This is a genomic window from Variovorax atrisoli, from assembly GCF_014195185.1.
GTDB classification, from domain to species: domain Bacteria; phylum Pseudomonadota; class Gammaproteobacteria; order Burkholderiales; family Burkholderiaceae_C; genus Variovorax; species Variovorax atrisoli.
Genome location: NZ_JACIBG010000005.1, coordinates 489,706 through 502,838 on the forward strand (window position 1 = coordinate 489,706; position 13,133 = coordinate 502,838).

The following is a 13,133-nucleotide window of genomic DNA, read 5'->3' on the forward strand; positions in this document are numbered from 1 at the left end:
GAATCGGCGGATGGTCGATTCACTAGCCGCGCGTGTTTCTTCAGCTTCGTCGCCCGGTCCCTCCGAGGGGGAGCTCTTCAAGAAGATCCTCGGCGCCGCCTGGCTGGGCCTGCACCCCGACATCCGCCGCCGCTTCGACAAGAACCCGTCGCCGGGCAAGGCGCTGCACTACCTGGGCTCGCTGAGCGAACTGCGCTGCTCGCGCTTCGGCAAGCTGCTGGGACACATCACGCAGCCGATGATCCAGGGCGCGCTGATTCCCTACAGCGACGCCGACTTCCCCGTGGAAATCCAGGTCTACGCCAGGCCGCAGGACCCGGCCATCTACAAGCAGCGCATCTACCGCCTGCACGGCCGCAGGCCGATCCAGTTCACCAGCTTCATGCGCGAGAGCGAGCGCGGCGAGGTGCTGGAGTACGTGGGCATGGGGCTGGGCATGAAGCTGGTGCTGAGCGTGGAGAACGGCAGCCTGCATTTCCAGAGCGACGGCTACTTCTGGGAGGTTTTCGGCTGGCGCATCCCGCTGCCGGGGGTGCTCACGCCCGGCAAGACCTTTCTCTGGCACCACAACGAGACGCCGGAGCGCTTCAACATCCGCATCGAGATCCGCCACTGCCTGATGGGCACGACCTTCACCCAGGTCGGCGTGTTCGAGGAGATCGCCGAGCCGAAGGCGGTGCCCGCATGATCGACACGCACCTGCTCGCGCTGCAGCTCATGGCCGCGCAAGGCGCGCTCGGCGCCTTCGACACGCTCTACCACCACGAGGGCACCGAGGCGCTGCCGCGGCGCGGCACGGCCGGGCGCGAGCTGGCGATCCACGCGACGCGTTCGTCGATCTACTGCGCGCTCTTCATCGGCCTGTCGTCCTGGGCCTGGCACGGCGCCTGGGCCTGGGTGCTGCTCGCGGTGTTCGGCGTCGAGATCGTGCTCACGCTGTGGGACTTCGTGGTCGAGGACCGCAGCCGCCTGCTGCCGCCGACCGAGCGCGTGACGCACACGGTGCTGGCCATCAACGCGGGTGCCTTCATCGCGCTGCTGGCGATGAGCGCGACGGACTGGGCCGCCCGGCCGACCGCGATGGTGTGGCAGCCGCAGGGCTGGCTCGGCGCCTTCCTCGCGCTGTGCGGCGCGGGCGTGGGCCTCTCGGGCCTGCGCGATGCCTTCGCGGCGCGCGCTCTCTTCAGGCGCGGCGAGCAGGAGCAGGCGCGCGATGCACAGGCGCCGGTGCGCTTCGGATCGAAACCGCAGCGCGTGCTGGTGACGGGCGGCACGGGCTTCATCGGCCAGCTGCTCGTGCGCCACCTGGTGGCCGACGGTCATGCCGTGACGGTGTGGACGCGCGATGCACGGTCGGCCGCGTGGAACTTCGGCGGCGCGGTGCGCTGCGTGCAGTCGCTCGACGAAGTGCCGGCGGCCGACGACATCGACGTGGTCGTCAACCTCGCGGGCGCGCGCATCCTGGGCATGCGCTGGAGCGAGCGGCGCCGGGCGCAGCTGCTGCAAAGCCGCGAAGGGCTGACGCAGCAGCTGGTCGCGTGGATCGCGGCGCGGCCGCGCAAACCCTGGCTGCTGCTGTCCGGCTCCGCCATCGGCTACTACGGCGTGCAGCCGCAGGGCGACGTGCGCGAACTCGCGGAAGACGCGCCGCCGCAGCCGATTTTCATGTCGCAGCTGTGCCAGCGCTGGGAGCAGGCGGCGCAGGCGGCGGTGGCGCACGGCGTGCACGTGGCCTGCATGCGCTTCGGCTTCGTGCTGGGCCACCAGGGCTCGCTGCCGCAGCTGCTGCTGCCGATCTCGCTCGGCTTCGGCGGGCGGCTCGGCAGCGGGCGGCAGTGGCTGTCGTGGGTGCATGTGCACGACCTGATCCGCGCGATGGCGCACGTGTGGACCCTGACCGAAGACGCTGCGGCACCCCCGGCCGCGCAGGCGTTCAACTTCACCGCACCCGGCGCCCTGAGCCAGGAGGAGTTCACCCGCGTCGCCGCGAGCGTGCTGCACCGGCCCTGCTGGATGCCGACGCCGGCCGCGCCCGTCAAGCTGCTGCTCGGCGAGCAGGCCGACCTGCTGCTCGAAGGCCAGCGCGTGGTGCCGGCGCGGCTGCTGCAGTCGGGTTTCCGCTTCATGTTCCCCGACGCCCGCAGCGCCTTGACGGACCTTTGCCGGCCACGCTAGAAGACTCGCCCGTGCCCGCCAAGAAAGCCCCGATTCCCACCGCCGAAGCCACGGCCGCCGCGCCGGCGAAGCCGTCGCCGCCGGGCTCCGGCCTGAGCCAGGTCCAGCGTGCGCTGCGCAAGCTCGGCCTCGTGCGCGACATCGACTTCGCGCTCTACCTGCCGATGCGCTACGAGGACGAGACGCGCATCGTGCGCATCGCCGACACGCGCGATGGCGACATGGCGCAGGTCGAGGGCGTGGTCACCGAATGCGAGGTGGTGTACCGCCCGCGCCGGCAGCTGATCGCGACCATCGACGATGGCAGCGACACCTGCCAGCTGCGCTTCTTCAACTTCTACCCCTCTCAGCAGAAGCAGCTCGCGGTGGGCGCACGTGTGCGCGTGCGTGGCGAGATGCGCGGCGGCTTCGTGGGGCGGCAGATCATGCATCCGACGGTGAAGGCGGCCGGCACCGCGCTGCCGAATGCGCTCACGCCGGTGTACTCGACGGTGGCCGGCCTCCCGCAGCCGGTGCTGCGGCGCGAGGTGCGCTCGGGCCTGGCGCGCGCGGTGCTCGACGAGACCGTTCCCGTGCAGATCGGTTTCCGCGGCGCGTGGAACCTGCGCGATTCGCTGACTTTCCTGCACTACCCGACGCCCGACGTGGCGATCGCCACGCTCGAAGACCACAGCCATCCCGCCTGGCAGCGCATCAAGGCCGAGGAACTGCTCGCGCAGCAGCTCTCGCAGCTGCAGGCGCGGATGGAGCGCGCGGCGCAGCGCGCTCCGGTGCTGCCGCCCGCTGCGCCCGAACCCGATGCGGCCTCGCTGCACTCGCAGCTGCTCGCCGTGCTGCCCTTCGGCCTCACGGGTGCGCAGCAGCGCGTCGGCGAGGAGATCACGCGCGACCTGGGCCGCGAGATCCCGATGCACCGCCTGCTGCAGGGCGACGTGGGCTCGGGCAAGACCGTGGTGGCCGCGCTCGCGGCGGCGCGCTGCATCGACGCGGGCTTCCAGTGTGCGCTGATGGCACCCACCGAGATCCTCGCCGCCCAGCACTTCGGCAAGCTCGTCGGCTGGCTCGATCCGCTGCTGGCCGCGCGCGGCCAGCGCGTGGCGTGGCTCACGGGCAGCCAGAAGAAGAAGGAGCGCGACGAGATGTCGGCGGCCGTTGAAAGCGGCCAGGCCGCGCTGGTCATCGGCACGCACGCGGTCATCTCCGAGAAGGTGCGCTTCAAGAGCCTTGCGCTGGCGATCATCGACGAGCAGCACCGCTTCGGCGTGGCGCAGCGGCTGGCGCTGCGCGGCAAGGCGGAAGGGCACCTCGAGCCCCACCTGCTCATGATGAGCGCCACGCCCATCCCGCGCACGCTGGCGATGAGCTACTACGCCGACCTCGACGTCTCCACGCTCGACGAGCTGCCGCCGGGCCGCACGCCCATCGTCACCAGGCTGGTGGCCGACCACCGGCGCGACGAGGTCATCGACCGCATCCATGCGCAGATCGCGCAGGGCCGGCAGGTGTACTGGGTCTGCCCGCTGATCGAGGAGAGCGAGGCCGTCGACCTGCGCAACGCCACGGAGACGCGCGACGAACTGGCCGAGACGCTGGGCGAGCCCATCCAGGTCGGCCTGCTGCATTCGCGCATGCCCACGGCCGAGAAGCAGGCGGTGATGGCGGCCTTCACCGCCAACGAGATCCAGGTGCTGGTGAGCACCACGGTGATCGAAGTGGGCGTGGACGTGCCCAACGCCTCGCTGATGGTGATCGAGCATGCCGAGCGCTTCGGCCTCTCGCAGCTGCATCAGCTGCGCGGCCGCGTGGGGCGCGGCGCGGCGGCCTCGGCGTGCGTGCTGCTCTATGCGCCGGGCGACAGCGGCCGCGTCGGCGAGGCGGCGCGCGCGCGGCTCAAGGCGATGGCCGAGACCAGCGACGGCTTCGAGATCGCGCGGCGCGACCTCGAGATCCGCGGCCCCGGCGAATTCCTCGGCGCGCGCCAGTCGGGCGCGCCGCTGCTGCGCTTCGCCGACCTCACGACCGACACGCTGCTGCTCGACTGGGCCCGTGAACTCGCGCCGGTCATGCTGCGCAAGCACCCCGACCTCGCGCAGCGGCACATCGACCGCTGGCTGGGCACCAAGGCCGAGTACCTGAAGGCCTGAACCCGCTACGCCTGCGGGCGTAGCTGGCGCCACGCCCTAGCTGTCGATGCCGCCCTCGGGCATGCTGCGCGCATAGACCGCCAGCACGATGCGCTCGGAGTGCACCAGGTAGTCGTTGAGCGCGGCCGAGCCCTCGGCGAACTTGCCGGCCTCGATGAGCTCGAGCAGCTTCATGTTCATGTCGACGTAGGGCGCGTGCAGGAACTCCGGGTCCTTCAGCAGGCCGAAGGCCAGCCGCAGCTCGACCAGGATGTGCGCGAACAGGTTGTTCAGCCGCTCGCTGTCGGCCAGCTCCACGATGGCCATGTGGAATTCCATGTTGGCCGTGCCCACGCCCAGCCAGTCGCCGGCCTCGCGGCACTTCAGCGCCATCTCGACCGCCTCGCGCATGTGCTTCTTGGCCGGGTGGCGCGGGTAGGCCTGCGCCAGCGCCTGGCATTCGATGAGCCGGCGCACGCGGTAGATGTCGATGATCGACGCGATGCTCGGCACAGCCACGAACACGCCGCGGTTGGGTGCGTGCTTGAGCAGCCCTTCCTTGGTCAGCGTGCGGAACACCTCGCGCAGGGTGTTGCGCGAGATCTCGAAGCTGTCGGCCAGCGCGGCCTCCGACAGCCGCTGCCCCGGCGAGAACTCGCCTTTCACGATCTTCTGGCGGATCAGCTCCGCGACCCGGTCATTGAGCGTCTGTGCGCCCGCAGCGGCTGCGGGCGGGGCGGGAGAGGTCGTGGAGGCCGGAGGAGTCATGCCGAAAGCGCAGGGCAAGGGAGAGCGGGGTGGAGGGCGGTGAACCCGGCCGTTTGTAGCAGGTTTTCCCGGGCCGGCCGCTCAAGGCCGGGCCCCGCCGCATGCACCAGACGGCGGCGCGCTCAGGGTTTTCATGGAGCCATGCGGGCACCTTTGTTGGGCACACTTGCATAAATTGTTCAACAATTTACTGGAAATGAGTGATTCAGTGGAAATGGATTGCTCATTCATTGGCACGCAGTTTGCAAGAAGCGGCCTGCCGGAGCTCCCGGCGCAAGGTGTCTCCGAATCACCCAACGAAAGACCAACATGACTCCTGACATCCCTCACCTCTGGCCGCTGATCGGCGTCGCCGTGATCATTGCGGGCTTCGTCCTGCGCTTCAATCCGATGCTGGTGGTGATCGTCACCGCCGTCGCCACGGCGGCGGCGGCCGGCTTCGGCCCGATGACGATCCTCACGGCCATCGGCAACGGCTTCATCAAGACGCGCAACCTGCCGCTGATCATTCTTCTGCCGCTGGCGGTGATCGGCCTGCTCGAGCGCCACGGCCTGCGCCAGCACGCGCAGAACTGGATCAGCCGCATCAAGTCGGCCACCGCCGGGCGCCTGCTGATCGTCTACCTGGCCGCGCGCGAACTCACCGCCGCCATGGGCCTGACCAGCCTGGGCGGCCATCCGCAGATGGTGCGGCCGCTGCTCGCGCCGATGGCCGAGGGCGCCACCGAGACGCGCTACGGCAAGCTGCCCGATCGCATCCGCCACAAGCTGCGCGCCTATGCGGCGGCCACCGACAACGTGGGCCTGTTCTTCGGCGAGGACATCTTCGTGGCCTTCGGCGCCATCGTGCTGATGACCACCTTCCTGCACGAGGCCGGCATCGACGTGGAGCCGCTGCACGTCGCGATGTGGGGCATCCCGACGGCCATCGCCGCCTTCATCATCCACGCCTGGCGCCTGCGCCGGCTCGACCAGGCGCTGGCGCGCGAACTCGACGGCAAGCCTGAAGTGCCCGCGGTTCCCTCGGTGCCCGCAACCCAGGAAGGCCGCTGATCATGATCCTCTCGATCCAGCACCTCTACATCCTGGTCGGCCTGATCCTCGCGATCACGGCGGTCATGACGCTGGCCGACCGCCAGCATCCCAAGCGCTACACCAGCGCGCTCTTCTGGGGCCTCTATTCGCTGGTCTTCCTGGTGGGCGACAAGCTGCCGCCCGCGCTGGTGGGTGTGGGCGCCATCGCCATGGCCGTCATCGCCGGCATGCGCGGCGTAGGCGCGGGCAAGCACAACGAGCCGACGCCCGCCCAGTACGAGGCCAGCGCCAGGCGCCTGGGCAACAAGCTCTTCATGCCGGCGCTGGCGATCCCGCTGGTCACCGTGATCGGCACGGTGCTCGTGAGCAAGGTCAAGATCGGCGACGCCTTCCTGCTCGATCCCAAGAACACCACGCTGGTGAGCCTGGGCGTGGGCTGCGTGGCGGCGCTGGCGCTGGCCTGCTGGCTGACGCGCGAGACGCCGGTGCAGGGCATGCGCGAGTCGCGCCGCCTGACCGACGCGCTGGGCTGGGCCGTGGTGCTGCCGCAGATGCTGGGCATGCTGGGGCTGGTGTTCTCCGACGCGGGCGTGGGCAAGGCGGTGGCGTACGTCACCACCAGCTACATCAACATGGACATCCGCTTCGTCGCGGTCGCGGTCTACGTGCTGGGCATGGCGCTCTTCACCATCATCATGGGCAACGGCTTCGCGGCTTTCCCGGTCATGACGGGCGGCGTGGGCGTGCCGGTGCTGGTGGGCGTGTACCACGGCGACCCGGCGGTGATGGCGGCCATCGGCATGTTCTCGGGCTACTGCGGGACGCTGATGACGCCGATGGCGGCCAACTTCAACATCGTGCCGGCGGCGCTGCTGGAGCTGCCCGACAAGAACGCGGTGATCCGCGTGCAGATACCCACCGCGGCCACGCTGCTGGTGGTCAACATCTTCCTGATGTACTTCCTGATGTTCCGCTGAGGCCCCTGCATGACCACCGATGACAAGGCACCCCGGGTGCTGGTCGCGGGCTTCGAGCCGTTCGAGAACGATCCCGTCAACCCCGCGTGGGAGATCGCCCGCGCGCTCGACGGCTGGCGCTGCGAAGGCACCGTGGTGCAGGCGCTGCAGCTGCCCTGCGTGTTCGGCCGCTCGATCCACGTGCTCGACGCCGCCATGGCAAGCATCGTGGAGAGCGGCAGGCCGATGCCGCTGGTGCTGTGCATCGGCGCCGCCGGCGGACGCACCGAGATCTCGCTGGAGCGCGCCGCGCTGAACATCGACGACGCGCGCATTCCCGACAACGCCGGCCGCCAGCCCATCGACACCGAGGTGGTGCCCGGCGGGCCCGCCGCCTACTTCACGGCGCTGCCGATCAAGGCCATGGTGCGCGACATGCGCGCGGCGGGGCTGCCCGCGGCAGTGTCCAACAGCGCCGGCACCTTCGTGTGCAACCACATCTTCTACGCGCTGATGCACCGCCTCGCGAGCTGGCCGATGCTGGCGCACACGCGCGGCGGCTTCGTCCACGTGCCCTACCTGCCCGAGCAGGCCGCCTCCAAGCCGGGCGTGGCGAGCATGGCGCTGCAGACGCAGGTGGAAGCCTTCCGCGTGGCGATCCGCACCGCGCTGCTCGTGCGCGACGACGTGCGGGAGACGGCGGGCCGCCTCCACTGACCGACCTACTGAAGACCGAACGATGAACATCGACTTGAACAGCGACCTCGGCGAGAGCCTGGGCGCATGGCGCATGGGCGACGACGCCGCCATGCTTTCCCTCGTGAGCAGCGCCAACGTGGCCTGCGGCTTCCATGCCGGCGACCCGGCCGGCATCCTGCGCACGCTGCGCCAGGCGAAGGAGCGCGGCGTCGTCATCGGCGCGCATGTGGCCTACCGCGACCTCGTGGGCTTCGGCCGCCGCAACATGGACGTGGAGAGCGCCGACCTGCGCGCCGACGTGATCTACCAGATCGGCGCGCTCAAGGGCCTGGCCGCCGCGGCCGGCACCACGGTGCGCTACGTGAAGCCGCACGGCGCGCTCTACAACACCATCGCCCACGACGAGCGCCAGGCGCGCGACGTGATCGCCGCCATCCGCGAGATCGACGCCAGCCTCGTGCTGGTGGCGCTGGCGGGCTCTCCGCTGCTGGGCTGGGCGCGCGACGCGGGCCTGCGCGCGGTGGCCGAGGCCTTCGCCGACCGCGCCTACACGCCCGGGGGCACGCTGGTGTCGCGCCGCGAACCCGGTGCGGTGCTGCACGACGCCGAGGAGGTGGCCGCGCGCATGCTGCGGCTGGCTTCCGAAGGCGTGGTCACGGCCATCGACGGCAGCACGGTGCGCATCGAGGCCGAGTCGGTCTGCGTGCACGGCGACAGCCCCGGCGCTGTGGAGATGGCGCGCCGGGTGCGCGCGCTGCTGGAACAGTCGGGCGTGGCGATCCGCTCCTTCGTGGACGCCGCATGACGACGATGCGCTTCCTGCCGGTCAACCTGAATGCGGTGCTGGTCGAGCTCGAAGACCTGCCGCAGACCCTCGCGCTGCTGGCCTCGCTGCGCGCCGAGCCCATCGCGGGCATCGAGGAACTGGTGCCCGCGGCGCGCACGCTGCTCATCACCTTCAGGCCGGCGGCCATCGCAGCCGACGAGCTCGCGCGGCAGGTCGGCGCGCGCAGCCTCGACGCGAGCGAGGCGCGCAGCGAAAGGCGCATCGAGATTCCCGTGCGCTACGACGGCGAGGACCTGGCCGAGGTGGCCGGGCTGCTCGGCATCACGCCCGACGAAGTAGTGCGCCGCCACACCGGCAGCGACTACACCGTCGCCTTCACCGGCTTCGCGCCGGGCTTCGCGTACCTCTCGGGCGGCGACCCGAGCCTGAACGTGCCGCGCCGCAAGGTGCCACGCACGCGCATTCCCGCCGGCGCCGTCGGGCTCGCGGGCAGCTTCAGCGGCGTCTATCCGCAGGCCAGCCCGGGCGGCTGGCAGATCCTCGGCATCACCGACGCGCCGATGTGGGACCTCTCGCGCGAAACGCCCGCGCTGCTGCAGCCGGGCGATGCGGTGCGCTTCGTCGACGTGACCGGCCAGCCGCGCACGGAGTTGGAAGCCGCCGCCGCACCGGCGCAGCCGACCGTGTCGAAGAGCGGCTGCGCCTTCGAGATCCGCGCTGCGGGCCTGCAGGCGCTGCTGGAGGACGGCGGCCGCCACGGCCAGGCGAAGCAGGGCGTGTCGGCTTCCGGCGCGATGGACCGGCGTTCGCTGCAGGCGGCCAACAGGCTCGTCGGCAATGCCTCCGACACCGCATGCATCGAGGTCGCCTATGGCGGCTTCCAGCTCGCCTGCCGCGGCGATGCGGTGGTTGCCGTCACCGGCGCCGAAGGTCCGGTGACGCTGACCCGCGCCGACGGCGCCCAGTGGCCGCTGCCGCGCTACCAGCCCGTCGCGCTGGCCGAAGGCGACGTGCTCGCGCTCGGCGAGCCGACGGCCGGCATCCGCAGCTACATCGCGGTGCGCGGCGGCTTCGACATCGCGCCCGTGCTCGGCAGCCTCTCGAGCGACACGCTCGCGCGCGTCGGCCCCGCCGCCATCGCCGTGGGCGACGTGCTGCCCGTGCGCGCGGTGTCCGCCGGTGCGCTGGTCGGCGAGCCGGAAGCTCCGCCCACGGACCTGCCCACCGTGCGGGAGGAAGTCGTGCTCGACATCGTGCTCGGCCCGCGCACCGACTGGTTCACGCCCGACGCGGTCGAGCTGCTGTGCGGCCAGGCATGGACCGTCACGCCGCAGTCGAACCGCGTCGGCATCCGCCTGGCCGGCGAAGAGGCGCTGGCGCGCGCCAACCACGCCGAACTGCCCAGCGAGGGCACCGCGCGCGGCTCGATCCAGGTGCCTGCGAGCGGCCAGCCCGTGCTGTTCCTGGCCGACCATCCGCTGACGGGCGGCTATCCCGTGATCGCCTCCGTCGCCACCCATCACCTCGACCGCGCCGGGCAGATCCCCGTGAACGCGCGCGTCCGATTCAGGCCCATGGCCCAGTGAAAGCCTCCCCATGAAGAAAGTACTGATCGCCAACCGGGGCGAAATCGCCGTGCGCATCGCGCGCGCCTGTGCCGACCACGGCGTGAAATCCGTCGCCGTGTATGCCGACGCCGACCTGAATGCGCTGCATGCGCGCATGGCCGACGAGGCCTACGGACTCGACGGCAACAAGCCCGCCGACACCTACCTCAACATCGCCAAGCTGCTCGACGTGGCCGCGCGCAGCGGCGCCGACGCGGTGCATCCGGGCTACGGCTTCCTGTCGGAAAGCGCGGCCTTCGCGCAGGCCGTCATCGACGCCGGCCTCACCTGGATCGGCCCGCCGCCGGCCGCCATCGCGATGCTGGGCGACAAGGTGCAGGCCCGCAAGCTCGCTATGAAGGTCGGTGCGCCGCTGGTCGCGGGCACGGCCGATCCGGTGAAGGACGCGGGCGAGGTGCTCGCCTTCGCCGAGAAGCACGGGCTGCCGGTCGCGATCAAGGCCGCCTTCGGTGGCGGCGGTCGCGGCATCAAGGTGGCGTGGCGGCTCGACGAGGTCGAGGGGCTCTACGAATCGGCGGTGCGCGAAGCGGTGACCGCCTTCGGTCGCGGCGAGTGCTATGTCGAGCAGTTCCTCGACCGCCCCCGCCACGTCGAGGCGCAGGTGCTGGCCGACACGCACGGCAACGTGCTGGTGCTCGGGACGCGCGACTGCTCGCTGCAGCGGCGCAACCAGAAGCTGGTGGAAGAAGCGCCCGCGCCCTTCCTGAGCGACGCGCAGCGCGAGCGCATCCACCAGGCCGCGCGCGACATCTGCGCGGAGGCCGGCTACACCGGCGCGGGCACGGTCGAGTTCATGCTGAGCGCGAGCGGCGCGATCTCCTTTCTCGAAGTGAACACGCGTCTGCAGGTCGAGCACCCGGTGACGGAGGAAACCACCGGCATCGACCTCGTGATCGAGCAGTTGCGCATCGCCGAAGGCCTGCCGCTGCAGATCAGGCAGACGCCTGCGCCGCGCGGCCATGCCTTCGAGTTCCGCATCAACGCCGAGGACGTGGGTCGCGGCTTCCTGCCTTCGCCAGGGCCGGTGAAGGTGTTCGACGCGCCCTCGGGTCCGGGCGTGCGCGTCGATGCCGGCGTGGAGTCGGGCTCGCAGGTGCCGGGCACCTTCGACTCGCTGATGGCCAAGCTCATCGTCACCGGTGCCACGCGCGAGCAGGCCATCGCGCGAGCGCGCCGTGCACTCAAGGAGTTCCGCATCGAGGGCCTGCCGACGGTGCTGCCCTTCCATCGCGCGGCGATGGCGCATCCGGACTTCGTCTCGGGCGACGCCTTCAAGGTGCACACGCGCTGGATCGAGACCGATTTCGCCAACGGCGAGGCGCCGGCCCTGCGCCCCGATCCGCTGCCCGATGCCGCGCTGCTGCGCACGGCGATCGAGGTCGACGGGCGGCGCATGGCCGTGGGCCTGCCGGCGGTGCTGCTGAGCGGGCTCTCGTCGGCAGCAGGCGGTGCCGCGGCGGCTCCCGCGTCGCAGGCGCCCGCGGCGGATGCAGCCGCGGTGGCCGCGCCCGTCTCGGGCACGGTGCAGGCATGGAAGGTGGCCGACGGCGACGAGGTCGCCGAGGGCGCCGTCATCGCGGTGATGGAGGCGATGAAGATGGAGATGCAGGTGCTTGCGCATCGTGCGGGGCGCATCGCCATCTCGGTGGCCGCAGGCGGCTACGTGGCGGTCGGCGCCGCCATCGCGGCCATCGCCTGAAGGCCGCGGCATGACCAGCGGCAGCATCACGCGACGCGGCTTCGGATGGCTCGCGTGCGGGGCCGGCGTTCTCCCGCCGGCCGCGTGGTCGGCGCAGGCCGTCGTATGGCGGCTGGCCACCGGCTATCCGGCGGAGAACTTCCACACCGCCAATCTCCTGGCGATGGCGAAGGAGGTCGAGGCCGCGACCGGCGGGCAGCTTCGCATCGAGGTCCATCCGGGCAACACGCTGTTCGCGCTCAACGCGATCCGCGCCGCCGTGCAGGAGGGCAAGGTGGAGGCCGGCGAAGCCATCATGAGCAGCCTCGCCGCCGACGTGCCGCTGGCGGGCGCTGATTCCGTTCCCTTCATCACGCGCAGCTATGCCGATGCGCAATTGCTGTGGCGCATCCAGCGTCCGCTGATCGAGCAGGACTTCGCGCAGCGCGGCATGCGCGTGCTCTATGCGGTGGCATGGCCGCCGCAGGGCCTCTTCTCGACGCGGCCGCTCGGCGGCGTGGGCGACCTGCGCGGCATGCGCATGCGCGCCTACAACGACACCACGGCGCGCATCGCGACGCTGATGGGCGCGGTGCCCGTCGACGTTCCGGCCACCGGGCTCGGCAAGGCGCTGGCAGATGGCCGCATCGACTGCATGCTGACCTCCGCCGTGACCGGCGTGGAGAACCAGGCGTGGCAGTCGATGCGCCACTTCTATGAGATCAACGCGTGGTTCCCCAAGAACCTTGTGTTCGTCAACGCCAGGGCGTGGGACGGGCTCGACCCGTCGTCGCGTAGCTCGCTGGCCGCCGCGTGCGCGGTCGCCGAGACGCGCGGATGGGCTCGCAGCGCAGAGGCCGCGGCCCGCTCGACGGACGAACTGCGGCGCAATGGCATGAAGATCGAGCCGGTGCCCTTCCTGCTCGGGCGCGACCTGCAGCGCCTCGGCGAGAACTTTTCGCTGAACTGGGTCAAGCAGGTTGGCACGGCCGCCAACGGCATCTTCATTCCGTATTTCGAGAAGCGCTGAAGACCGCGCGCGGAGGGGAAAACCCTACGCCCAGGAGATGAAGTTGCTGCGTTGCAACATTCCATTTCCCGCGCTTGGGCTTGCGGTTACGACGAAAGCCATCGGATTTTTCAGCCGCGAATCGGGTGACCACTTCCCGATGAAATCTTTCTTTCTCACTCACCCACGTGAAATATTTTCAGCGGCCAAGCTGTCGCTGAAATTATTGAAACAGCTTGTACATTGATTCGGAGTTTGCGAATGTTTCCTGCGGG

The 13,133-nt window shown here is 70.5% G+C and carries 12 protein-coding genes; 11 read left to right on the forward strand and 1 reads right to left on the reverse strand.

Annotated elements, in window-relative coordinates; all coding sequences use genetic code 11:
• Nucleotides 1-10: 10 nt before the first annotated feature.
• Genes FHY06_RS20095 through recG form a run of 3 tightly spaced genes read left to right on the forward strand, consistent with a single transcriptional unit; the run spans nt 11 to nt 4,319 of the window.
• The gene (locus tag FHY06_RS20095) at nt 11-688 is read left to right on the forward strand and encodes a DUF4166 domain-containing protein (RefSeq protein ID WP_019653946.1); all 678 of its coding nucleotides are present in this window, start codon (nt 11-13) and stop codon (nt 686-688) included.
• Nucleotides 685-2,175, forward strand: a complete 1,491-nt coding sequence (locus tag FHY06_RS20100; RefSeq protein ID WP_184606141.1) for a TIGR01777 family oxidoreductase — start codon at nt 685-687, stop codon at nt 2,173-2,175. Before FHY06_RS20095 ends, FHY06_RS20100 begins: the two co-directional genes overlap by 4 nt.
• Nucleotides 2,176-2,186: 11 nt before the next feature.
• Entirely contained in the window at nt 2,187-4,319 is a 2,133-nt protein-coding gene (gene recG, locus FHY06_RS20105; RefSeq protein WP_184606142.1) for an ATP-dependent DNA helicase RecG, read from the forward strand.
• A 36-nt stretch (nt 4,320-4,355) separates the two neighbouring features.
• Here the strand turns inward: recG and FHY06_RS20110 are convergent, their stop codons facing one another.
• Nucleotides 4,356-5,066 carry a GntR family transcriptional regulator gene (locus FHY06_RS20110; RefSeq protein ID WP_019653949.1) on the reverse strand — a complete coding sequence of 237 codons (711 nt, stop codon included), beginning with the start codon at nt 5,064-5,066 and terminating at the stop codon, nt 4,356-4,358.
• Nucleotides 5,067-5,375: 309 nt separating this feature from the next.
• Between FHY06_RS20110 and FHY06_RS20115 the strand changes: the two genes are divergently transcribed.
• From FHY06_RS20115 to FHY06_RS20150, 8 genes are read left to right on the forward strand one after another with little or no spacing between them, the layout of a single operon-like run.
• Entirely contained in the window at nt 5,376-6,119 is a 744-nt protein-coding gene (locus FHY06_RS20115) for a DUF969 domain-containing protein (protein ID WP_184606143.1), read from the forward strand.
• Nucleotides 6,120-6,121: 2 nt separating this feature from the next.
• Nucleotides 6,122-7,078 carry a DUF979 domain-containing protein gene (locus FHY06_RS20120; protein WP_019653951.1) on the forward strand — a complete coding sequence of 319 codons (957 nt, stop codon included), beginning with the start codon at nt 6,122-6,124 and terminating at the stop codon, nt 7,076-7,078.
• A gap of 9 nt (nt 7,079-7,087) precedes the next feature.
• Nucleotides 7,088-7,774: a pyroglutamyl-peptidase I gene (pcp, locus tag FHY06_RS20125; protein ID WP_184606144.1), complete on the forward strand. Its 687-nt coding sequence runs from the start codon at nt 7,088-7,090 to the stop codon at nt 7,772-7,774.
• Between the two features lie 22 nt (nt 7,775-7,796).
• The gene (locus tag FHY06_RS20130; RefSeq protein WP_184606145.1) at nt 7,797-8,561 is read left to right on the forward strand and encodes a LamB/YcsF family protein; all 765 of its coding nucleotides are present in this window, start codon (nt 7,797-7,799) and stop codon (nt 8,559-8,561) included.
• A 5-nt stretch (nt 8,562-8,566) separates the two neighbouring features.
• Nucleotides 8,567-10,129 carry a 5-oxoprolinase subunit B/C family protein gene (locus FHY06_RS20135; RefSeq protein ID WP_184606191.1) on the forward strand — a complete coding sequence of 521 codons (1,563 nt, stop codon included), beginning with the start codon at nt 8,567-8,569 and terminating at the stop codon, nt 10,127-10,129.
• Between the two features lie 10 nt (nt 10,130-10,139).
• The gene (locus FHY06_RS20140; RefSeq protein WP_184606146.1) at nt 10,140-11,870 is read left to right on the forward strand and encodes an acetyl/propionyl/methylcrotonyl-CoA carboxylase subunit alpha; all 1,731 of its coding nucleotides are present in this window, start codon (nt 10,140-10,142) and stop codon (nt 11,868-11,870) included.
• 10 nt (nt 11,871-11,880) lie between these two features.
• Nucleotides 11,881-12,879 (forward strand): TRAP transporter substrate-binding protein, encoded by a 999-nt coding sequence (locus FHY06_RS20145; protein ID WP_184606147.1) that lies wholly within the window; start codon nt 11,881-11,883, stop codon nt 12,877-12,879.
• Nucleotides 12,880-12,916: 37 nt separating this feature from the next.
• A complete protein-coding gene (locus FHY06_RS20150) occupies nt 12,917-13,105 on the forward strand; it encodes a hypothetical protein (protein ID WP_184606148.1) in 189 nt (62 codons plus the stop codon).
• Nucleotides 13,106-13,133 lie beyond the last annotated feature (28 nt).